Origin of the sequence: Streptomyces cavernicola (assembly GCF_029968035.1) — a bacterium.
Taxonomy (GTDB): Bacteria; Actinomycetota; Actinomycetes; order Streptomycetales; family Streptomycetaceae; genus Streptomyces; species Streptomyces cavernicola.
The window spans coordinates 12,623-32,762 of the sequence record NZ_JASCIQ010000015.1; the positions used below are offsets into that span (position 1 = coordinate 12,623).

The window sequence follows — 20,140 nt, forward strand, 5'->3', positions numbered from 1 at the left end:
CCGTAACCAGCATCCCCGGCAGCTATCGGACAGCCTGTCAGGGCAGGCGGTCAAGACAGCCTGTCAGGGCACCTGGCCAGGACAGCTACTCGGGGCACCCGGCCAGGACAGCTACTCAAGACAGCTACTCAGGACCGCCTCACCCCGCGCCCCCGGACAGTGCCGTGAGTGCGCCCACCGGGTCGTGGTCGGGGGTGCCTCGCGGCCACCAGTCGTCGTGACCCGGTTCGCTCTCGTACGCGTACCACAAGCCGTCGAGGCCGAGGCGGAGTTGGAGCGTGCCGTCGGGGTGCGTCAGGTGGTTGCGCCTCGGGGTGAACAAGGGGAACTCGGCGGCGCGCAGGGCAGGTCTCGCCTGGTCGAAGCGGCCGGCGGGCGGGTCCCAGGGCTCTTCGAGGACGGCGAGCCCGTCGCGGCCGCCCTGCCGCCAGGCTGCGACGGCGCGTGCCAGGTCCGTGGCCGTACGCCCTGCGGCCGCGGCCAGCGACTCGTACTGCGCACGGCTCGCCCCCGTCAGGCCCGAGCCTGGGCGGGCGGCGGCGATTCTGACCGCGTCCTGCCACAGCGTCAGTTCGCCGACCGGGTCCTGGCCGGTGGCGAGCAGAGCGTGCGCACGGGCGGCCGCGTCGGTCGCCAGCTGATCCAGGGCGAACGGGTCCGGGCCGCCCGGCGCCGCAGGGTAGGCCGGTGGCTGCTCGGGGTGCGGCAGCGGCGGCTGCGGTCGCGGCAACGGGGGCAGCGTGCGGGGCGCGAGGGCGTCCCGGGCGCGAACTCCCGGGACGCGTACGGCTGTCGGCGACGGACCGGAGCGCGCGGCGAGCGTCGCGTTGCGCCGGGACAGCTCCGCGAGGAGTCCGCGCTCGCCCCGGCCGCGCAGCAGGAGCAGCACGAACGGGTCCTCGTCGAGCAGCCGCGCCGTCCGGTAGCAGAGCGCCGCCGCGTGCTTGCAGGGACGGCCCGAGTCCGGGCACGAGCACTCGGGGTGCAGCTCGCCCGGCGCGGGCAGCAGCGGCACTCCGCAGTCGGCGAGGGACCGGGGCATCTCCCGGTCGAGCAGCGCCGCGATGTGTCCGGGCTGTGCCGCGGCCGCGTCCAGGAACCGGTCCCACTCCTCGTCCGTGAACGTGGGCAGGGTGATCTTCGCGCGGTACGGGCGCGGGCGGCTGCCGTGCACATACGCGAGGAGCAGGCCCGGGGTGACCGTGACGGCGTCGACGCGGCCACGCCCCGCGTAGTCCCGCCCGCGGGCCAGGCGTGCCGGGTCGAGCGCGGACTCCTCCAGGGCGTCGATCCACGCCGAGCCCCACCAACTCGCCTCCCCCGCCGCCTCGTCGGGGGCTTCCGCCCGGAACGTGCGGCGCAGGTCCTCGGCGGGCTCGGGCGGGCGGGACGCGCGGCCGGCCGGGGCCGCACCGGGTGCGGCGCCCGAACCCGTGCCCGTACCGCCGTGGCCGCTCGGGGCACTCGGGGTGCCCGGGGCACTCGGGGCGTCCTCGCTCAGGCGTCTGCGGCGCCTCCCGATCCGTACGGGCTTCGTCGTCTCGTCCCGCTCCGCCCGTCGCCGTTCCGCACCGGCCCGTGCCAGGGCGGACCGCGCGGCGGCACTGGCGAGGCTCGCGCCCGACGCCGGGACCGCGTCCCCGTCCTTGGCCGTACCTGTGCCTGTGCCTGTGCCCGTGTCCGCGCGCTGAGGGCGAGCGGGCTCCGGCGTGGCCGGGCGGCTGCCGTCCGACGTCGCTGGAGCGTCGGGGGCCGACCGGCCGGCCTGCCCCTCGGGCGCGACCTCCGGCTCGACTGCCTCCGAGCCCTCTCCCGACCCCGCTCCCGACCCTGCTCCCCACCCCTCCGCCGACTCGCGCATCGAGCGGCGGCCCATGCGCGCCATCCGCTTCAACTCCGCGACGGTTTCCGCCGATCGAGCCTCGCTCGGGGCTGCTTCCCCAACGGCTGACGGGGTGCGGGTGGCTGCCGCCGGAGCTGCGTCCGCCGGGCGTTCCTCCTCACCGCCCGCGCCGTGCTCCTCCCGCGCCGCCTTCCCCCGACGGGCCTCACGCAGCGCCTCCCGGGCCACGTCGCCGGGGCGCGGGCCGGCGGGTTGGCCGACGGGTTCGGCAGCCTCGGACCCAGCTGCGCCGGAGCCGTCGGGCACAGCCGTGAGCCGGGCCGGAGCCTCGGCCTCAACGGTGTCCGCCTCCGTTCGAGAACCCTCGCCCGCACCCTCACCCGCCCCCGCGAGCCGCGCCTCCCGCAGCGCGCGCCGGGCAGCCTGGGCCGGAGTCTCCGAAGCCGCCGCGGCCTCCCGAGCCTCCGAGACCTCCGAGACCTCCGGCACGTCCCCGTCACCTCGCCCTGTCGTACTCATGCGGGCCTCCGCAGCGAGATCAGATCCGCCAGCTCGCGGTCCGTCAGTTCCGTCAGGGCCGACTCGCCCGAGCCGAGCACCGCGTCGGCGAGGGCGCGCTTCGCCGCGAGCATCTCGGCGATGCGGTCCTCCACCGTGCCCTCGGTGATGAGCCGGTGGACCTGCACCGGCTGGGTCTGCCCGATGCGGTACGCGCGGTCCGTGGCCTGCTCCTCCACCGCCGGGTTCCACCAGCGGTCGAAGTGCACGACGTGGCCCGCGCGGGTGAGGTTCAGGCCCGTGCCCGCCGCCTTGAGGGAGAGGACGAGGACCGGGGTCGCACCGGACTGGAAGCGGTCGACCATGCGCTCGCGCTCGGCGACCGGCGTGCCGCCGTGCAGCAGCTCGGCCGGGACCGCGCGGCCTTCCAGGTGCTCGGCGATCAGCTTGGCCATGCCGACGTACTGCGTGAAGATCAGCGTCGAGCCGTCCTCCGCGAGGATCGTGTCCAACAGCTCGTCGAGCAGGTCGAGTTTGCCGGAGCGGCCGTCCAGCCGGACCGCCCCCGACCCGCCCGCGGCCTCCTTCAGATACTGCGCCGGGTGGTTGCAGATCTGCTTCAGCGCGCCGAGCAGCTTCAGGACGAGGCCGCGCCGCGCGATGCCCTGCGCCGCCTCGATCGCCGCCATCGACTCGCGGACCACCGCCTCGTACAGCGAGGCCTGTTCGCGGGAGAGCGGCACCGGGTGGTCGGTCTCCGTCTTCGGCGGCAGCTCCGGGACGATGCCCGGGTCGGACTTCTTGCGGCGCAGCAGGAACGGCCGGATGAGCCGGGCCAGACGCTCCACCGCCTCGTCCTGCTCACCGCCCTCCACCGCGCGCGCGTGCCGGGAGCGGAAGGCCTTGAGGGGGCCGAGAAGGCCGGGCGTCGTCCAGTCGAGCAGGGCCCACAGCTCGGACAGGTTGTTCTCGACCGGCGTGCCCGTCAAGGCGATACGGGCCGGGGCGGGGATGGTGCGCAGCGCCTTGGCCGTGGCGGAGTGCGGATTCTTGACGTGCTGGGCCTCGTCCGCGACGACCATGCCCCAGGGCTGTTCGGCCAGGCGCTCGGCGGCGGAGCGCATCGTGGCGTACGTGGTGAGGACGAAGCCGCCGTCCAGGTCGCCGAGTGAGCGGCTCGCGCCGTGGTACCGCCGCACCGGGACGCCCGGCGCGAAGCGGGCGATCTCCCGCTGCCAGTTGCCCAGGAGGGAGGCCGGGCAGACGACCAGGGTGGGTTCGCGGCGGGCCCTGCGCAGGTGCAGCGCGATGAGCGTGACGGTCTTGCCGAGGCCCATGTCGTCCGCGAGGCAGCCGCCGAGGCCGAGCGACGTCATGAGGTCGAGCCAGGCCAGGCCGCGGAGTTGGTAGTCCCGCAGCTCGGCGTCCAGGCCCGGCGGCGGCTCGGCCGGCGGGAGGCCTGCGGTGAGGCGGTCCCGCAGCTCGGCGAGCGCGCCGACCGGGACGGCCTCGACCTCCTCGCCGTCGACCTCGGCCGTGCCGGTGAGCGCCGCCGACAGGGCGTCCACCGGGTCGAGCAGGCCGAGTTCGCGTTTGCGGGCCTTGCGGACGAGCTCCGGGTCGACGAGCACCCACTGGTCGCGCAGGCGCACCACCGGGCGGTGCGCCTCGGCGAGCTGGTCCATCTCGGCTTCCGTGAGGGGTTCGCCGCCGAGCGCCAACTGCCAGCGGAACTCCAGGAGATGCTCGGCCTCGAAGAAGCCCGTGCCGTCCGTCGCGGAGCCCGGCGCGGACCGGACCACCGCCGCGGCCGACAGGTCCTGGGCGAGGTCGCGCGGCCAGTGCACGGCGACCCCGGCGGCGCCCAGGCGGGCGGCTGCGGTGCCGAGCAGGTCGTACAACTCCGTCTCGGAGAGCGGGAGTACGTCCGGGGCGTCGCCTTCGGTGAGGCGATCGAGGGGCGGCCAGACGCGGGCGGCGCGGCGCAGGGCGAGCGCCGCGTCCACGCGCGCGCGGGGCCCGAAGGTCTCCTCGCCCTCGCCCTCCCACAGCGCGACGGCGTCGATGACGAGGGTGGGGTCGGCGAGGCTGTGGACCTGCACCACTGCGGCGCCCGCCGTGCGGTCCTCGTCGCTGCGGTCGAAGAGGTCGCGGCCCGACAGGTCGAGGCGGAGCGAGATGCGCACGCCCGCGTCCATGCCGGCGGCGGCTTCGGCGGCCCACTCGCGCGCGTGCGGCAGCCGCTGCGGGGCGCGCGCGGCGAACGCGGGCCCCACCGAGTGCGGCGCGGCGGCCGTGCGCGGCAGGGAGTCCGCGACCGCGTCGAGGAACGCCCGCAACAGCGCCTCGGGCTGCGGCAGTTGCAGCGGAACGGCGTCGTCGAGGGGGACGGCGTGGCCCTCGTACGGCAGGGCGGCGGCAATCGCGCGGAGGTGCTCGACGTCGTCGCTCTCCAGCGGGCCCGCGCGCCAGGCGTCCAGGTCGTCCGCGGTGAGGCCGGGCAGCAGTCGGCCACGGGCGACGAGCCGCAGGGCGAGGCGGGCGGCGGCGCCCCAGCAGGCCGTGGCGGGGTGGGCGGCCGGGTGCTGCCCGGCCGCGAGGAGCAGGGGCAGCGCGTCCTCGACCGAGAGGGTCAGGGCGGGTGCCGTGGCCCTGCGGACGGCGGCGCCCCTGCTGCGTACGACCGTGAGCTCGGTGGGTTTGCCCGGCGGTTCAGGAAGCCGGTCGGCGTCGGGGAGCGGGCCGCCTTCGGGGTGCCAGAGGGCGAGCCGGCCCTCTCGGGGCAGGGGGGCGGGCAGGAAGACCGCGGCGAGACGCAGGCGCGGGTCGGCTCCCGCGGTCGCGCTTCGCTCCCCTGCTTGAGTCATGGCTTGAGTCATGGCTTGAGTCATGGCACAGCTCACCCCCTTCGGACATCGCTCGTCCGTCGTCGATCGGACGTCTACGACTCTACGGAGGGCCACTGACAATCGACCGCGCCGGCCACCGCCGGACGCCGGACGCGGGTGTCGACGGCCGGACGCGGTTCTACGGGTGCGCCGTCGAGACGACGTAGACCATCGGGTGGTGCGGGTTGCTGCGGTCCACGTACACGTCGTGGCTGGGGCGTGGGTCCGGCTGGTCGTGCTGCAGGCCGTAGAAGGGGCCTTCGCCCTTGAACGTCCAGCCGACGACGTCCCGGTCGCGCTTGTTGATCGGCATCCGGTCCTTCTTCAGGTCCGTGACGTCGCTGTCCATGCTCTTGAGGAACTTGTGCAGGCCCTTGTTGCTGGTGAGGAACTGGACGTACATCCGGCTCGTGCGCCAGTTGTTGGTCTCGTAGTACGCGACGCGGCGGGAGTACGCCGGGATCGGCACCTCGTAGATACGGCGCTGCACGCGCGAGGGCCACTCCGACGTGAGGCCGGTCGCGGACCACCGCTCCTCCTTGTCGCGGCCGCTGGCACGGCTCTGACCTGCGGAGATCGCCAGGTAGCCGGCGGGGATGCCGATCAGGAGCACGATGATGGTCGCCGTGAGCCAGCGGCGGCGGAGCATGTGCCCCCGACCCTCGGGGGGCTTCGAACCCTCGGGCGGGGCGGACGGGCCGGGCACGGACGGGTTCATCTACTTGTTTCCCTGAGTGTGGCGAGTGGTGGTACGGATCGCCTGCGCGTACCGCTCGTACCGCTCGTAGCGTTCGAGCCTGCGGCGGTTGGCGCGGCGGAAGCGGCGGGCGACGAGGCGCGCCAGGTCGGCCGCCCCCACCATGCCGGCCTCCGGGCCCAGCTGGGCCTTGGCGATCCGGGCCTCCGGGCGGTAGCCGCGGCCGGTGAGGTGGCGGCGGAAGGCGTCCCGGGCGGGGCCGATGAGGAGGTCGTCGGCGGCGCTGACGCCGCCGCCGATGACGAAGCAGGACGGGTCGAGGGCGGCCGCGAGGTTGGCGATGCCGACGCCCAGCCACTGGCCGATGTCCTGGAGCAGCTCGACGCACATCGCGTCGCCCTCGCGCGCCAGCTCGGTGATCAGCGGCCCGGTGATGTCGGGGATCTGGCCCTTGACGCGGTCGATGATGTTGTACGCGACCGGGGAGTCGGCGGCGGCCAGCTCGCGGGCCTCGCGGACCAGGGCGTTGCCGGAGCTGTACTGCTCCCAGCAGCCGCGGTTGCCGCACGGGCAGCGGTGGCCGCCGGGCACGACCTGCATATGGCCGAACTCGCCGGCGACGCCGAACTTGCCGCGCTTGACCTGGCCGTCCTCCAGGATGGCGCCGCCGATGCCGGTGCCGAGGGTGATCATGACGAGGTGGTCCTCGCCGGCGCCCGCGCCGAAGCGCCACTCGGCCCAGGCGGCGGTGTTGGCGTCGTTGTCGACCATCACCGGGACGGCGAGGCGGGACTGCAGCGAGTCGCGCAGGGGTTCGTTGCGCCAGGACAGGTGCGGGGCGAACAGGACGCGGTTGCGGTCCGCGTCGACCCAGCCGGCCGCTCCGATGCCGACCGCGTGGACGTCGTGCCGGTCGGAGAGGTCGAGCACCAGCTCGCAGATGGTGTCCTCGACGACCTTGGGGCTCTTGGACTTGTCCGGGGTCTCGGTGCGGACCTTCTCCAGGATCTTGCCGTCCGCGTCGACCACGCCCGCCATCACCTTCGTACCGCCGATGTCGATGCCGACGGTCGGCACGCGCGGGGCGGAGAGGTGGGAGCGGCGCTCGCGGGTGCCGACGGTCCGCAGGACGGTGGCGCGCGCGGAGCCGCGGTGTGCGAAGTCGCGGTAGGTGCTCATCGCGGCGATTCTACGGGGGCCGGATGTCAAGACCCGGTGAGCGAACCCGGGCCTCGACCTTGGGTTCCGGCCTCACTCGCCCTGGGCCCGCTCCAGCTCGTGGCTGAGTTCCTCCAGCTCGGAACCGCCCGCCATCTGGCGCGTCAGCTCGTCCAGTTCGATCTCCTCGCGGAGGTGGCTGCCGGCCATCGTGCCGCGCTTGAGGAGGACGAAGCGGTCGCCGACCAGGTACGCGTGGTGCGGGTTGTGGGTGATGAGCACCACTCCGAGGCCTGCGTCACGTGCGGCAGCGACGTACTTGAGGACGACGCCGGACTGCTTCACGCCGAGGGCCGCCGTCGGCTCGTCGAGTACGAGGACCTTGGCGCCGAAATACACCGCACGCGCGATGGCGACGCACTGGCGCTCGCCGCCGGAGAGGGTGCCGATGGGCTGGTCGACGTCGCGCAGGTCGATGCCCATGCGCAGGAGTTCCTCGTGCGTGGTGCGGCGCATCCGGTCGACGTCGAGGCGTTTGAAGGGGGCCGGGCCCTTCGTCGGCTCGGAGCCGAGGAAGAAGTTGCGCCAGACCGGCATCAGCGGGACCACGGCGAGGTCCTGGTAGACGGTGGCGATGCCGCGGTCCAGGGCGTCGCGCGGGTTGCTGAGGCGGGTCTCCTCGCCCTCGATGCGGAAGGCGCCCGCGTCGTGCTGGTGCAGGCCCGCGATGATCTTGATGAGGGTGGACTTGCCCGCGCCGTTGTCGCCGAGGACGCAGGACACCTCCCCCGCGTGCACCGTGAGGGAGACGCCTTCCAGGGCGCGGATGTTGCCGTAGTACTTGCTGACCGAGTCCAGCTCGACCAGGGGTGCGGTCCCGGCAAGCGGTGCAGAGGTGTCCGGTGTCGTCATTTCGTGGCCTCCGCGCGCTTGCGGACCCAGTGGTTCAGGAGGGTCGCCAGGAGGAGCATCGCTCCGAGGAAGAACTTGTACCAGTCGGCGTTCCACTCCGCGTACACGATGCCCTTGCCGGTCATGCCGAAGATGAAAGCGCCGAAGGCGGAACCGATCGCGGAGCCGTAACCGCCGGTGATCAGGGAGCCGCCGATGACGGCCGCGACGATGTAGATCAGCTCGTTGCCGACGCCCTCGCCGGACTGCACCGCGTCGAATGAGAAAAGCAGGTGCTGGCCGCTCACCCAGGCGGCGAAAGCAACACCCATATAGAGCCCGATTTTGGTCTTCACGACCGGGACGCCCACCGCGCGTGCGGCGTCCATGTTGCCGCCGACCGCGAAGATCCAGTTGCCCGCGCGGGTGCGGAGCAGGATCCAGGTGGCGACGGCGACCAGGGCGATCCACCAGAGGATCGTCACCTTGAAAGAGACGCCGCCGACGGTGAACTGCGAGGCGAAGAGCGCCTTCGCGGACTCGAAGCCCTCCATGTCGGCGATCGTCTTGGTGGAGACGGTGCCGCTGATCAGCTTGGTGAAGCCCAGGTTCAGACCGGTGAGCATCAGGAACGTGCCGAGCGTGATGATGAAGCTCGGCAGTTTCGTACGGGTCAGCATGAAGCCGTTGAAGACGCCGATGGCGAGGGTGGTGAGGAGCGAGACGCCCACACCCACCCAGACGTTGGCCGTCATCTGGTAGCTGAACATCGAGGAGATCAGCGCGGAGCTGGTCACCAGGACGCCCGCGGACAGGTCGAACTCGCCGCCGATCATGAGCAGCGCCACCGGCACCGCCATGATCCCGATCGTCGACGAGGCGTAGAGGACCGTCGACAGGCTGGAGGCGCGCAGGAAGCTGTCCGCGGCGAACGAGAAGAAGACGAACACGGCGATCGCGCCGACGACCGCGCCCAGCTCGGGCCGGCCGAGCAGCTTGCGCAGGAGCGAGGTCTTCAGGAGCCGCTCGTCGGTGGACTTGCCCAGTTTGTCCGGCGCTGGGGCCGGGGCGGTGGCGCTCATCGGGTCCCCCGCTTCGCGAACTCCTCAAGCTTGCCGGCGTCCTTCTCGGTGACGATCTCCGGCCCGGTCAGGACCGGCCGGCCGCCGCCGAGGACGTCGGCGTTGTACTTGTACAGCCACAGCAGGTCGACCGCCTCGTACCCCTGCAGGTACGGCTGCTGGTCGACGGCGAAGCCGAGGGCGTCGGACTTGAGGCCCGCGGCGACCTTGGCGTTCAGGTCGAACGTGTCGATCTCCGCCTCGCTGTCCGCGTCCTCCTTGGCCTTGACGGCGGTGTCGGCGAAGGGCGCGCCGAGCGTGACCACCGCGTCGATGCCGGAGTCGGCCTGCAGCTTGGCGCTGATGCCGGACTGCACGTCGGGCATGTTGGTGCCGTCGACGTACAGGTTCTGCAGCGTGCCGTCGAAGGTCTTCTTCGCGCCGGCGCAGCGCTGCTCGTGGCCCACGTTGCCCTGCTCGTGCAGGACGCAGAGCGCCTTCTTCTTGCCGCGCTTGTTCAGCTCCTCGCCGACGGCCTCGCCGGCGATCTCCTCGTCCTGGCCGATGTGCGCGAGGGCGCCGAACTCCTTGGACTCGGCCGAGCCGGAGTTGACGGTGATCACCGGGATGCCGGCCTTGCGGGCGCGGGCCAGGGACGCCTTCATCGCGTCGGGCTTCGCGAGGGTCACGATCAGGCCGTCGACCTTCTTGTCGATGTAGGAGTCGACCAGCTGGGCCTGCTCCTTGCCCTCGTCGTGGTTGGCGTACAGGAAGTTGATGTTGTCCTTGACGGCGGCCTGCTCGGCGCCGGCGCGGACGATGTCCCAGAACGTGTCGCCGTCGCCCGAGTGGGTGACCATGCCGATGGTCCAGCGTGGGGTGTCGACCGCGGCCCTGCCCTGCGCCTGGGCGGCCTTGCGGGCGTCCTCGGCGCGCTTGCCGCCGGTGCTGCTGCACCCGGTGAGCGCGATGCCGAGCACCGCCGCGAGCGCGATGCCTGCCCAGGTCCGAACTCTTGCCACGAAGTCGTGCCCTTCTCGCTGTACTGCTGGGTCGTGCCAGGGGGCGGGCCACCGGCTCGCCCCGAACGCCCCAGTATCGGTCACGCCGATCACGCGTGCGGGCAGCGGGGTCACCGGGTTCCGTCGGCGGTCAGCTGCTGCAGCTTCGGCACGTCCTTCTCGGTGACGATCGCGGGGCCGGTGAGGACGGGCTTGCCGCCGCCGCTGACGTTGCCGTTGACGCGGTGCAGCCAGAGGCCGTCGACGGCGAGATAGCCCTGGAGGTACGGCTGCTGGTCGACGGCGAAGCCGATCTCCTTCGCCTTGAGCTGCTTCACGACCTCGGCGTTGAGGTCGAACGTGTCGATCTCCGCCTTGCTGCCCGAGTCCTTCTTGGCCTGCGCGGCGGCCTCGGCGAAGGGCGCGCCGAGCGTGACGACCGCGTCGAAGTCCGCGCCCGAGTCCAGCTTGGCCTGGATCGTGGACTGCGACTCGGGCATGTTCGTGCCGTTGACGTTGAGGTTCTCCACCGAGCCGGCGAAGGTCTTCTTCACCCCGGCGCAGCGCTCTTCGAGCGAGACGTTGCCCTGCTCGTGGAGCACGCACAGCGCCTTCTTCAGGCCGCGCGCGTTCAGCTCCTCGCCGACCGCCTCGCCCGCGACGGACTCGTCCTGCCCGATGTGCGTGAGCGCGCCGAACTTCTGCGAGTACTGGGCGCCCGAGTTGATGGTGATGACCGGGATCCCCGCGTCGGCGGCTTTCGCCAGCACGGCCTTCATGGCGTCCGGCTTGGCGAGGGTGACGATCAGGCCGTCGACCTTCTTGTCGATGTACGACTGGACGAGCTCGGCCTGCCCTTTCGCCTCCTTGTCGTTGGCGTACAGGAACTCGACGTCGTCCTTGGCGGCGGCCCGCTTCGCGCCCTTCTGGACGATGTCCCAGAACGTGTCGCCCTCGCCGGAGTGCGTCACCATGCCGATCTTCAGGCGCGGCCCCGATCCCTTGCCGCCAGGCTCCTCTTCGGCCCGGTCCTCGGCGTCCTTGCCGCCGGAGCCGCTGCACCCGGCGAGGAGGACGAGCGCTGCCACGAGGGCGCCAACTCCGGTCGCTGTACGGGCTGTTCGGGCTCTGCGCATATGGACCCACCCCTTCTCCGGGCCGCCCGGGTGCGGCTGGAGGTGTTCTAGCGGGGCGCGTGCGACACCGTCAATGAACACGACACCGTCGATGGAACGGCCCGAACATTCGGTGCGTACGGAGCTCAGTGCCGTACGAGCAGCTGGAACTCGAAGGAGTAGCGCGAGGCGCGGTAGATGTGCGAGCCGAACTCGACGGCGCGGCCGGTGTCGTCGAAGGTCGTGCGGGCCATGGTGAGCAGCGGCGCCCCGGCCGGCTCGGCGAGCAGCCGCCCCTCCGACTCGGTGGCCGCACGGGCGCCGACCGTCTGCCGGGCGCTGTGCAGGGTGATGCCGGCGGCGCGCATGAGGCGGTAGAGGCCGGTGGTCTCGAGCCGCGCGGACTCCGGCAGGAACGGGCCGACGGGCAGGTGGTTGGTGAGGTACGCCACGGGCTCGTCGTGGGCGAACCGGAGCCGTTCGACGCGGTGCACGTCGGCGCCCTCCGCGAGGCCGAGCGCGGCGGCGACCTCGGCGGACGCGGGCTCGACCGCGTTGCGCACGACGCGGGTGGCGGGGCGCTGGCCGGCCGCTTCGAGGTCGTCGTAGAGACTGCTCAGCTCCAGGGGGCGCTTGACCTGGCTGTGCACGACCTGGGTGCCGACGCCGCGGCGGCGCACGAGGAGGCCCTTGTCGACGAGGGACTGGATGGCCTGCCGGACGGTGGGCCGGGACAGGCCGAGGCCCTTGGCGAGCTCGATCTCGTTGCCGAGGAGGCTGCCCGGGGCGAGCCTGCCCTGCTCGATGGCCGCCTCCAGCTGTTGCGCCAGCTGGAAGTAGAGCGGGACGGGACTGCTGCGGTCCACGCCGAGATGGAGCGACTCGGCATGATCGGCTGGCGGCTTGGGCACGGGGCGAGCGTAGTCCCGGCTCAGGTTGACGGGAAGGTCCTGAGGTTCGATTGTCCGGACAAAGAGAGACCGCTCAGGGGCTCGGAGTGCGACGGGCGGGCGGCGGGCGGGCTCCAACCGGTCGACGGTGCTGACGGCCGGGCCCTGCGTGCAGTTGCCCGCGTCGTCCGGAAACCACCACAGCAACATGGTGTTCGTGCCGGGCTACAGCGAAAACCGGCTCCCCTACGGGGTGTTCGTGATTCGGGCCCTGGTGATGCCGCGCAGCCGGGAGCGGGACGCCGAGACGGATGTGGCCGCCGTGGTGGTGGACCGGCGGGCGGGCCGGGCCCTGACGGACGCGGTCGGCGGGCAGCGGCTCGCCGTCGGCCGCACGCCAGGCCGGAAGGTCACCGTGTTCGGCTACCCGGACAGCCGGGAGCAGCGCGGCGAGCGGCTCATGTACTGCACGGGCAGCCCGTCGGCGACCTCCGACCGCAAGCAGAACGTGCCCTGCCCGATGGAGGGCGGGGCGAGCGGAGGCCCCTGGCTCGCGGGGTTCGACGCACGGGCGGGCCGGGGCGGGCTGGTGTCGGTGAACAGCTTCGGCGACACGGCGGAGGGCGGTTCGGTCATCGAGGGCGAGCTGCTCGGCCCGGTGGCAGCTCAAGTGCACGACCGGGCCGAGCGGTTGCGAACCGACCGAGGCGCATGAGCGGCGCTCAGGGCTTGCGCCCGACCCCCGCGTACATCGGTACGGGCGAGCCGTCCCTCAGCTCGTCCTCGGCGAGTTCGGGCCGCCAGTCGGGGACCCAGACGACTCCGGGGTCGACCAGGTCGAGGCCGTCGAAGAGGCTCGTGAACTCCTCGCGGGAGCGCGGCACCAGGGTCACGCCGCCCGCCTTGTACATGGCGACGGCCTGCTCCGTGCGCTCCGGGTCGTAGTCCGAGGCCACGTTGGTCAGGGTCAGGTGGCTGCCGGGGGCGGCGGCCGCCATGAGGAGGCGGACCGTCTCGCGGGCGCCCTCCTCGTCGGGCACGAAGTGCAGGACCGCGTTCAGGGAGACGGCGATCGGCAGGTCGAAGTCCAGGGTCTTCGCGGCGAGTTCGAGGATCCGCTCGGGCTCGCGCACGTCCACCTGCAGATAGTCGGTCGCGCCCTCGGCGGTGCCGCGCAGCAGGGCCGCCGCGTGCGCGAGCACGATCGGGTCGTTGTCGCCGTAGACCACGCGGGCCTCCGGTGCGATCCGCTGGGCGACCCGGTGCAGGTTGGGTTCCGTGGGGATGCCCGCGCCGATGTCCAGGAACTGCCGGACGCCCGCCTCGCCCGCCAGGTGCCGCGTCGCCCGGTGCATGAACCAGCGGTTGTGCTGCGCCGCGTACTTGGCCGCCGGTTCGAGCGTGGCGATCTGACGGCCCAGCTCCTCGTCCACCGGATAGTTGTCCTTGCCGCCGAGATACCAGTCGTACACGCGGGCCGGGTGCGGCTTGCTGGTGTCGATCAGCTGTCCGCGGTCGCTCCCTGACGTCGCCGTCATGCGTCAACTCCCTTGGTCGGAGGGGGAGTTCGAGTGTACGGACGGAGGGGGGCGCAGCGCCGGTGGTTCGGTTGTCCGGACAAATGCTGGACGCGCCGCGGCGGCGGTGCCAGGTTGGGAGCATGCGCATCGGACTCATCGGAACAGGTCGTATCGGTTCGTTCCACGCGGCGACGCTCGCCCGGCACCCGCGGGTGGACGCCCTCCTCGTCGCCGACGCGGACCCCGCGCGGGCCGCGGAGCTCGCGGGCCGCACCGGCGTGGACGCCGCGGCCGACGTCGACGCGGTGTTCGCGGCCGGGGTGGACGCAGTCGTGATCACCGCGGCGACCTCGGCGCACGCCGCCCTGATCGGCCGGGCGGCGCGGGCCGGGCTCCCCACGTTCTGCGAGAAGCCGATCGCCCTGGACCTGCCGGGCACCATGGCCTCCCTGGAGGAGGTGGAGCGGGCGGGCTCGGTGCTCCAACTCGGCTTCCAGCGGCGCTTCGACGCGGGGTACGCGGCGGCGCGGGCGGCGGTACGCGAGGGTCGGCTCGGCCGGCTGCACACGGTACGGGCGATCACCTCCGACCCGGCGCCGCCGCCCGCCGCGTACCTGCCGCTGTCCGGCGGGCTCTACCGGGACTGCCTGGTGCACGACTTCGACGCGCTGCGCTGGGTGACGGGGCGGGAGGTGCGCGAGGTGTACGCGGTCGGCTCGGACGCGGGCCCGGCGATGTTCCGCGAGGCCGGCGACGTCGACACGGCTGCCGTCGTCCTCACCCTGGACGACGGCACGCTCGCCACGGCGACGGCGACGCGCTGCAACGGCGCGGGGTACGACGTGCGCATGGAACTCGCCGGTGACCGGGACCAGTTGGCGGTCGGCTGGGACGAGCGCACCCCGCTCACGTCCGCCGAGCCGGGCGGCCCCGCGGTGCCCGCGAAGCCCTGGCCGGGGTTCCTGGAGCGGTTCGGACCGGCGTACGAGGCGGAGCTGGCGGCGTTCGTGGAGGTGGCGCGGGGGGTGCGGGAGAACCCGTGCGACGGGTGGGAGGCGTTGCGTGCGCTGCGGGTCGCGGAGGCCTGCGAGGTCTCCCGTCGGGAGGGGAGGGCTGTGCGGGTCGACTCGGTGGGGTAGCCCCCGCCGCCCCGCCACCCCGTCGACTCGGGCGCCGCCGATCGGCCTCCGGCCTCGTCCTCAAACGCCGGACAGGCTTCCTTTCGATCCCCTCCCCGCCCCTTCCCGAAAGACTGCCATCGGCACGGGGGCCGGCCCCCGGACCCCGCTCCTCAAACGCCGGAGGGGCTGATTTTGGGCGGCGATGGGACTCGCCCTCAGGGGCGCGGGGCTGTGACATTTGCGGCTCCGCCGCGTGGGCGCGACCGGCCACGACGGCAGGAAAGCTGACCGACCGGCGCCGCAGGCTTTCGGGAAGGGGCGGGGAGGGGCAGAGCAGACGGCGCGCACGCCGACGGTGGCGTTGCCCGCCGCGTCCCCGAAGGCCGTGCGCCTCGCCATGAGGAGGCGGGTGAACGGCTGGGCGCCCAAGGCCCGTTCGGCGGTGGACAGGTCGAGGGGCGGCGGCTGCGCCCTCGTGCGGATCCTCTCCGCTCGGGCTCGACCGGGGCGGGCGCGAACCCACTCACGACAGAACATCCCGCGCGGCCCGGGGTGCATCGAGCCGTGCGCCCCGGCAGGATCGGCCCATGGCGAACCAACCGAGGATCGAGGAACGTGCCGAGCAGACCTTCGTGGGCGTCAGGGGCCGGGTCACCTGGGACACGTTCGGGCAGCTCGCGGACCGGCTGCCGGAGATCGTGGGCTGGCTCGGCGAACGCGGGATCCCCGTCGCCGACGGCCCGTTCTTCAAGTACGAGGTGCTCGACCCGGCCGACCGGACGCGGGAGTTCGAGGTGGTGGCGGGCGTGCCGGTCGGCGAACGGGTGCGCGTCCCGCACGGCGAGCTCTTCGCGGGCGCGCTGCCGGCCGGGCGTTACGTGACGGTCCGCCACGTCGGCCATCCCGACGAGCTGTTCGGGGTGACCGCGACGGTGCTGAAGTGGGCCGCCGCCAAGGGCCTCGTCTTCGACATGGAGGTGACGGACGAGGGCGAGGTGTGGGGCTGCCGCCTGGAGAGCTACAAGACGGACCCGCGGACGGAGCCCGATCTGCACAAGTGGGAGACGGAGCTCTCGTTCCGGCTGCAGGACTGAGAGACGGCGAAGGGCAGGGGCAGGGGCCGGGGCCGGGGCCGGATGTCGGCGGGGCGCAGGCTGCCGTAAGCTCGACGCAGAATTTGAACTCGTTCAAAACGGCTCGCGCCGCCATGGCGCAGTCGACCAGGGGGATCAGCTCATGCCCGCGACACCGGCGTACCCGCCCGCGACCACCCGCTCCGACTCGCCCGCCGTCGCCCTCGGCCCCACGGCCCTGGTGCTCGGCGTGCTCTCCACCGTGGGGGCCTGGGTCCCGTACCTCTTCCTGCTCGCCCTGCCCTGGACCATCATCGCCGGGGGCCTCGCCATCACCCTCGGCCTGGCAGGCGTCCACTACGCCCGCCAGGGCATCGGCCGCATGTGGCCGGCGGCGGCCGGGACGACGCTGGGGGCCGCGGTGTTCGCGGGGACGATCTGGCTGCTCTGGGCGATCAGTTGACCGGTTCCGCGGACGGCGCCCCGGAGGGCTCCAGGTCCAGGAACCGTACGGCCGAGTCCCACGCGCGACCGGCGTGCTCCGTCGAGTGGGCGGGGCTGCCGGGGTCGCAGAAGCCGTGGCGGCAGGGGTGGACCGCGGTGGTCACGCCCCTGCGGCCGGCCAGGGCTCGGGCGAGGGCCGGGCCCGAGAAGCCGGGCTCGTGCTCGGCGAGGACGACGAGGCACGGGGCGGCCGGTTCGACGTCCAGGTGGTCGCGGATACGGGACCCGTAGAAGCAGACCGCTCTGTCCAGGGCGCCCGTGCCGGAGGCGAGCCAGGCGGCCGTGGCTCCGACGCTGAAGCCGACGCAGAGCACCCGGCGATAGCCGCGACCGCCGTGGCGCTCGCGCAGCCCCGCCGCGAACCGTGCGAGCGCGCCACCCATGGCCCGCACGCCGGGGTCACGCCTGAACTCCCGGTAGGCCAGGGCTTCTTCGGCCCGCGCGTACACGGTGTCCGAGGGCAGGAAGCTCGGCGTGAAGACGTCGCAGCGGTACGCCTGAAGTGCTGCGGCGACGCCGCGGATGTGGGCGTTCACCCCGTAGATCTCGTGCGCGACCACCACGGCCGTGTCGTGCCTGCGACGTTCTGGCGGCGGGATCGTGCTCATGCCGGGACTGTATCCGCGCTGGCCGCCCGCACTCAGGCCTCCCTCGCCCCGCCCGTCTCGTCCTCCAGGGGCGGATGACATGCGTGGGCGGGCAGCGCCACGAGGGCTTCGCCGCAGGCGACGGGCGCGCGTGCGCCCCGGCCGCGCGGAGGGACCGCGGGGCCGGGGCCCGGGGAGCCGAACTGACGGGCTGCGCTCAGCAGTTGTGGTCGACCAGGTCGAAGGACTCGTAGTGGTCGGCGGTGTAGTAGTCCTCCTGGTCCGCCTCGCCGGTGACGATGCGGCGGGCGCCGCGGTCGTCCGAGCCCGGGGTCTCGACGGTGTACTCGTGGTAGTAGCCGGAGTCCTGCGAGGGCAGCAGGCCCTCGCGGTTCTGGAAGACGGTGCCGTCCTGCGGGTACGGGTAGGGGCCGCCCGCCTCGATCAGGTCGAGGGTGTCGTGGGCCTCGGGCGGCAGCGCCGAGTAGCAGATGTCGCCGACCGCCGCTGCGGTGGCGGTGGCGGTCGCGGGGACAGGGGCGGGGGCCGCGTTCGCGGCGACGGGGCCGCCGACGAGGAGCGCGGCGGCGAGTGCGATGCCTGTGGCGATTCGTGGGGGGATTCGCATGCTCCCCAGGATGACGCGCGTAGACGCGGGCGTGTCAACGCCAAGTGCGGCAAATTTTCCGGGAGTTAACCCGTGCGGGCGGGCTTTCGCGCCACGTTCGGCAGCTCTTCGCGCGGCGGATCGTCGCCCGTGCGGCTCCCGGTCGCGCGCCGCCCCCAGGCCGTTCCGGCGAGGACGAGGAGCGCCCCGAACAGGCCGGTCACGCCGAGGTGTTCACCGCCGAGGGCGAGACCGGCGGCGGCCGCCCAGAGGGGTTCGGTGCCGAGCAGCAGGCTCACCCGCGACGGCGAGGTGCGGCGCACGGCCCACATCTGCACCCAGAACGCGAGCAGGGTGCACAGCACCGCGAGGAAGAGCAGCCCGCCCCAGTCCCGTACGTCGAAGTCCGCGGCGGCGGCCCACGGCGAGACGCCCGTGCCGGCCCCGGCGAGCAGGGCGAACACGGCGACGGACGCGCCGAGTTGAACGGTCGTCAGGGACAGCGCGTCGGCGTCCTGGACGGCCCTGACGCGGGACATGGCGAGGACGTGCACGGTACGGGCGAGCGCGGCGCACAGGATCAGCACGTCGCCGAGGGACGGCGCGGTGAAGCCGCCGCCCTGGGTGAGCAGGGCCACGCCGAGCAGTGAGAGCCCGGCCGCGCACAGGAACGGCCGGGAGGGGCGGACGCGGTTCAGGGCGGCCTCGGCGAGCGGCGTGAAGATCATGGTGAGGCTGATGATGAGGCCCGCGTTGGTGGCCGAGGTGTGCACGACGCCGTAGGTCTCGAGCAGGAAGACGCCGCTGAGGATCAGGCCGAGCAGGCCCGCGCCGCGCCACTGGGCGGCGGTCAGACCGCGGAGCCCGCGCAGGCCGAGTGCGACCAGGACGGGCAGGACCACGCCGAAACGCAGCACGAGGACGGCGACGACGGTGTGCTCGGCGGTGATGCCCTTGGCGGCGAGGTAGCTGCCGCCCCAGGCCGCGGCGACGAGCAGCACGGGGAGGTCGGTGAGCCAGGCGCGGCGGGGCGTGCGGGCGTCGGGTGCGGCGGGTACGACGGCGGGGGTCCCCACGAGGTCGGTCTCCACGAGGGCGGTCTCCAACTGCGAGGCGGGTGCGGAGACTTCGGCGGCTCGCGCGGGAGTCCCACCGTACCGTCAGAAGCCGCGGTACTCGGGGCTGCCCGCGCGTTCGTACGTGCTGATCACCACGCCCGTGCCGGTGACGCTGGTGGCGGCGTTGCGGAAGGCCGTGGGCAGTCCGCCCGCCGCGAAGAAGCGCTTGCCCGCGCCGAGGACCACGGGGTGGGTGACGAGGTGCAGGGTGTCGACCAGGCCGTGCGCGAACAGGGTCTGAGCGAGGTTGCCGCTGCCGTGCACCTGCAGTTCGCGGCCGGGCCGCTCCTTGAGCGCCTTGACCTCCTCGACGAGGTTCTCGCCGATGATCCGCGTGCCCTCCCAGTCGGCGCTGGTCAGGGTGGTGCTCGCGACGTACTTGGGCAGGGAGTTGAGGGCGTCGGAGACGGGGTCGCCGCTGAACTTCGGCCAGTGCGCGGCGAAGATCTCGTACGTGCGGCGGCCCAGGAGGAAGGCGTCGGCGCGGCCGAAGCCGGCGTCGATGAAGCGGCGGAAGTCGGCGTCGAAGTACGGCACCAGCCAGCCGCACTGGGTGAAGCCGCCACTGGTGTCCTCGTCGGGATCCCCGGGGCCCTGCATGACGCCGTCCAGGGTGACGAACTGGGTGAGGGTGAGCTGCACGGCCGTTCCTTCCGTCGCGCGTACTGCTGTCACCAGGGGTGACCGCCCGCCGCCCGGAAACTCATCGCCCGCCGCGCGGCCGGGGGCTCCGCGTCCGATTCCCGCCAGCGTGGGTCCCCTACGACCGCTGTACTTGAACACGCAACGGAACAACACGGCGTACACAGCGCAGACACGGAGGAGTACGGATATGAGCGGCAAGGCGGCACTGGTGACGGGTGGCAGCCGGGGCATCGGCGCGGCGATCGCGCTGCGGCTCGCGGAGGACGGCGCCGATGTGGCGATCACGTACGTACGGGACGAGGCCGCGGCGCAGGCGGTCGTCGGGAAGATCCGGGCGACGGGCCGGCGCGGCCTCGCGATCCGGGCGGACGCCGCCGACGCGGAAGCGTCCGCCGAGGTCGTGGAGCGCACGGTCACCGAGTTCGGCCGGCTCGACGTGCTCGTGAACAACGTGGGCGTCGGGGTGCTCGGCCCGATGGACGAGCTGGGGCTCGACGCGGTGGACCGGGTGCTCGATGTGAACGTCCGCTCGGTGTTCCTGACCTCGCAGGCGGCGGCCGCGCGGCTGGGCCGCGGCGGGCGGATCGTCACGGTCGGCAGCTGCATGGCGCAGCGTGTGCCGGGCCCCGGCGGGACGCTGTACGCGACGAGCAAGGCGGCGCTGATCGGCCTGACCAAGGCGCTCGCGCGGGAGTTGGGCGGGCGCGGCATCACGGCGAACGTGGTGCACCCGGGCCCGATCGACACGGACATGAACCCCGCGGACGGCCCGTTCGCCGAGGCGCAGAGCGCGATGACGGCCGTCGGCCGCTACGGCTCGGCCGCCGAAGTCGCCTCCATGGTCGGCTACTTGGCGAGCGACGAGTCCGCGTACGTCACGGGCGCGGAGTTCTCCGTCGACGGCGGGCACGCGGCGTGACCTC

The 20,140-nt window shown here is 73.1% G+C and carries 19 protein-coding genes; 5 read left to right on the forward strand and 14 right to left on the reverse strand.

The annotated features are described in order from the left end of the window. Positions 1-139 precede the first annotated feature (139 nt). The 9 genes from QIS96_RS15800 to QIS96_RS15840 all read right to left on the reverse strand — a co-directional run bounded on the left by QIS96_RS15800 (position 140) and on the right by QIS96_RS15840 (position 12,063). On the reverse strand, positions 140-2,362 hold the full coding sequence (locus tag QIS96_RS15800; RefSeq protein ID WP_282543222.1) for an SWIM zinc finger family protein: 2,223 nt from the start codon (positions 2,360-2,362) through the stop codon (positions 140-142). Further along, on the reverse strand, positions 2,359-5,208 hold the full coding sequence (locus QIS96_RS15805) for a DEAD/DEAH box helicase (RefSeq protein ID WP_282543223.1): 2,850 nt from the start codon (positions 5,206-5,208) through the stop codon (positions 2,359-2,361). The genes QIS96_RS15800 and QIS96_RS15805 overlap by 4 nt, the downstream gene beginning before the upstream one ends. Positions 5,209-5,368: 160 nt before the next feature. Continuing rightward, positions 5,369-5,947 (reverse strand): sugar kinase, encoded by a 579-nt coding sequence (locus QIS96_RS15810; protein ID WP_282543224.1) that lies wholly within the window; start codon positions 5,945-5,947, stop codon positions 5,369-5,371. Next, positions 5,948-7,105 (reverse strand): ROK family glucokinase, encoded by a 1,158-nt coding sequence (locus QIS96_RS15815; protein WP_282543225.1) that lies wholly within the window; start codon positions 7,103-7,105, stop codon positions 5,948-5,950. Positions 7,106-7,177: 72 nt separating this feature from the next. Then, on the reverse strand, positions 7,178-7,996 hold the full coding sequence (locus tag QIS96_RS15820) for an ATP-binding cassette domain-containing protein (protein ID WP_282543226.1): 819 nt from the start codon (positions 7,994-7,996) through the stop codon (positions 7,178-7,180). Then, entirely contained in the window at positions 7,993-9,057 is a 1,065-nt protein-coding gene (locus QIS96_RS15825) for an ABC transporter permease (RefSeq protein WP_282543227.1), read from the reverse strand. The genes QIS96_RS15820 and QIS96_RS15825 overlap by 4 nt, the downstream gene beginning before the upstream one ends. Next, a complete protein-coding gene (locus QIS96_RS15830) occupies positions 9,054-10,058 on the reverse strand; it encodes a sugar ABC transporter substrate-binding protein (RefSeq protein ID WP_282543228.1) in 1,005 nt (334 codons plus the stop codon). The genes QIS96_RS15825 and QIS96_RS15830 overlap by 4 nt, the downstream gene beginning before the upstream one ends. A 110-nt stretch (positions 10,059-10,168) precedes the next feature. After that, entirely contained in the window at positions 10,169-11,173 is a 1,005-nt protein-coding gene (locus tag QIS96_RS15835) for a substrate-binding domain-containing protein (RefSeq protein ID WP_282543229.1), read from the reverse strand. A 125-nt stretch (positions 11,174-11,298) separates the two neighbouring features. Next, positions 11,299-12,063: a GntR family transcriptional regulator gene (locus QIS96_RS15840; protein WP_408907192.1), complete on the reverse strand. Its 765-nt coding sequence runs from the start codon at positions 12,061-12,063 to the stop codon at positions 11,299-11,301. Between the two features lie 187 nt (positions 12,064-12,250). Between QIS96_RS15840 and QIS96_RS15845 the strand changes: the two genes are divergently transcribed. Continuing rightward, the gene (locus QIS96_RS15845; protein WP_282543230.1) at positions 12,251-12,757 is read left to right on the forward strand and encodes a trypsin-like serine peptidase; all 507 of its coding nucleotides are present in this window, start codon (positions 12,251-12,253) and stop codon (positions 12,755-12,757) included. 7 nt (positions 12,758-12,764) lie between these two features. On the opposite strand, the gene QIS96_RS15850 is transcribed toward QIS96_RS15845, so the two are convergent. Continuing rightward, positions 12,765-13,580: an SAM-dependent methyltransferase gene (locus QIS96_RS15850; RefSeq protein ID WP_282543231.1), complete on the reverse strand. Its 816-nt coding sequence runs from the start codon at positions 13,578-13,580 to the stop codon at positions 12,765-12,767. 122 nt (positions 13,581-13,702) lie between these two features. Between QIS96_RS15850 and QIS96_RS15855 the strand changes: the two genes are divergently transcribed. The 3 genes from QIS96_RS15855 (at position 13,703) to QIS96_RS15865 (ending at position 16,219) form a co-directional block, all read left to right on the forward strand. Then, positions 13,703-14,701: a Gfo/Idh/MocA family protein gene (locus QIS96_RS15855; protein ID WP_282543232.1), complete on the forward strand. Its 999-nt coding sequence runs from the start codon at positions 13,703-13,705 to the stop codon at positions 14,699-14,701. A gap of 569 nt (positions 14,702-15,270) precedes the next feature. Beyond that, on the forward strand, positions 15,271-15,777 hold the full coding sequence (locus QIS96_RS15860) for a GyrI-like domain-containing protein (RefSeq protein WP_282543233.1): 507 nt from the start codon (positions 15,271-15,273) through the stop codon (positions 15,775-15,777). Positions 15,778-15,919: 142 nt separating this feature from the next. Next, complete coding sequence (locus QIS96_RS15865; protein WP_282543234.1) at positions 15,920-16,219, forward strand: hypothetical protein; 300 nt, start codon at positions 15,920-15,922, stop codon at positions 16,217-16,219. On the opposite strand, the gene QIS96_RS15870 is transcribed toward QIS96_RS15865, so the two are convergent. The 4 genes from QIS96_RS15870 to QIS96_RS15885 all read right to left on the reverse strand — a co-directional run bounded on the left by QIS96_RS15870 (position 16,212) and on the right by QIS96_RS15885 (position 19,214). Further along, on the reverse strand, positions 16,212-16,868 hold the full coding sequence (locus tag QIS96_RS15870) for a dienelactone hydrolase family protein (RefSeq protein WP_282543235.1): 657 nt from the start codon (positions 16,866-16,868) through the stop codon (positions 16,212-16,214). The genes QIS96_RS15865 and QIS96_RS15870 overlap by 8 nt on opposite strands. 196 nt (positions 16,869-17,064) lie before the next feature. Further along, positions 17,065-17,475 carry a ribonuclease gene (locus QIS96_RS15875; protein ID WP_282543236.1) on the reverse strand — a complete coding sequence of 137 codons (411 nt, stop codon included), beginning with the start codon at positions 17,473-17,475 and terminating at the stop codon, positions 17,065-17,067. A 65-nt stretch (positions 17,476-17,540) separates the two neighbouring features. Then, positions 17,541-18,545 carry a DMT family transporter gene (locus tag QIS96_RS15880; protein WP_282543237.1) on the reverse strand — a complete coding sequence of 335 codons (1,005 nt, stop codon included), beginning with the start codon at positions 18,543-18,545 and terminating at the stop codon, positions 17,541-17,543. A gap of 69 nt (positions 18,546-18,614) precedes the next feature. Continuing rightward, the gene (locus QIS96_RS15885) at positions 18,615-19,214 is read right to left on the reverse strand and encodes a dihydrofolate reductase family protein (protein WP_282543238.1); all 600 of its coding nucleotides are present in this window, start codon (positions 19,212-19,214) and stop codon (positions 18,615-18,617) included. 190 nt (positions 19,215-19,404) lie between these two features. Here QIS96_RS15885 and QIS96_RS15890 point away from each other — a divergent pair, with 190 nt between their 5' ends. Continuing rightward, positions 19,405-20,136: an SDR family oxidoreductase gene (locus tag QIS96_RS15890; RefSeq protein WP_282543239.1), complete on the forward strand. Its 732-nt coding sequence runs from the start codon at positions 19,405-19,407 to the stop codon at positions 20,134-20,136. Positions 20,137-20,140 lie beyond the last annotated feature (4 nt).

Excerpts from the sequence above, each read along its gene's own strand:
- QIS96_RS15800 (WP_282543222.1), bottom strand. The coding sequence starts at position 2,362 with ATGAGTACGACAGGGCGAGGTGACGGGGACGTGCCGGAGGTCTCGGAG.
- QIS96_RS15805 (WP_282543223.1), bottom strand. The coding sequence starts at position 5,208 with ATGACTCAAGCAGGGGAGCGAAGCGCGACCGCGGGAGCCGACCCGCGC.
- QIS96_RS15810 (WP_282543224.1), bottom strand. The coding sequence starts at position 5,947 with ATGAACCCGTCCGTGCCCGGCCCGTCCGCCCCGCCCGAGGGTTCGAAG.
- QIS96_RS15815 (WP_282543225.1), bottom strand. The coding sequence starts at position 7,105 with ATGAGCACCTACCGCGACTTCGCACACCGCGGCTCCGCGCGCGCCACC.
- QIS96_RS15820 (WP_282543226.1), bottom strand. The coding sequence starts at position 7,996 with ATGACGACACCGGACACCTCTGCACCGCTTGCCGGGACCGCACCCCTG.
- QIS96_RS15825 (WP_282543227.1), bottom strand. The coding sequence starts at position 9,057 with ATGAGCGCCACCGCCCCGGCCCCAGCGCCGGACAAACTGGGCAAGTCC.
- QIS96_RS15835 (WP_282543229.1), bottom strand. The coding sequence starts at position 11,173 with ATGCGCAGAGCCCGAACAGCCCGTACAGCGACCGGAGTTGGCGCCCTC.
- QIS96_RS15845 (WP_282543230.1), top strand. The coding sequence starts at position 12,251 with ATGGTGTTCGTGCCGGGCTACAGCGAAAACCGGCTCCCCTACGGGGTG.
- QIS96_RS15850 (WP_282543231.1), bottom strand. The coding sequence starts at position 13,580 with ATGACGGCGACGTCAGGGAGCGACCGCGGACAGCTGATCGACACCAGC.
- QIS96_RS15855 (WP_282543232.1), top strand. The coding sequence starts at position 13,703 with ATGCGCATCGGACTCATCGGAACAGGTCGTATCGGTTCGTTCCACGCG.
- QIS96_RS15860 (WP_282543233.1), top strand. The coding sequence starts at position 15,271 with ATGGCGAACCAACCGAGGATCGAGGAACGTGCCGAGCAGACCTTCGTG.
- QIS96_RS15865 (WP_282543234.1), top strand. The coding sequence starts at position 15,920 with ATGCCCGCGACACCGGCGTACCCGCCCGCGACCACCCGCTCCGACTCG.
- QIS96_RS15870 (WP_282543235.1), bottom strand. The coding sequence starts at position 16,868 with ATGAGCACGATCCCGCCGCCAGAACGTCGCAGGCACGACACGGCCGTG.
- QIS96_RS15875 (WP_282543236.1), bottom strand. The coding sequence starts at position 17,475 with ATGCGAATCCCCCCACGAATCGCCACAGGCATCGCACTCGCCGCCGCG.
- QIS96_RS15890 (WP_282543239.1), top strand. The coding sequence starts at position 19,405 with ATGAGCGGCAAGGCGGCACTGGTGACGGGTGGCAGCCGGGGCATCGGC.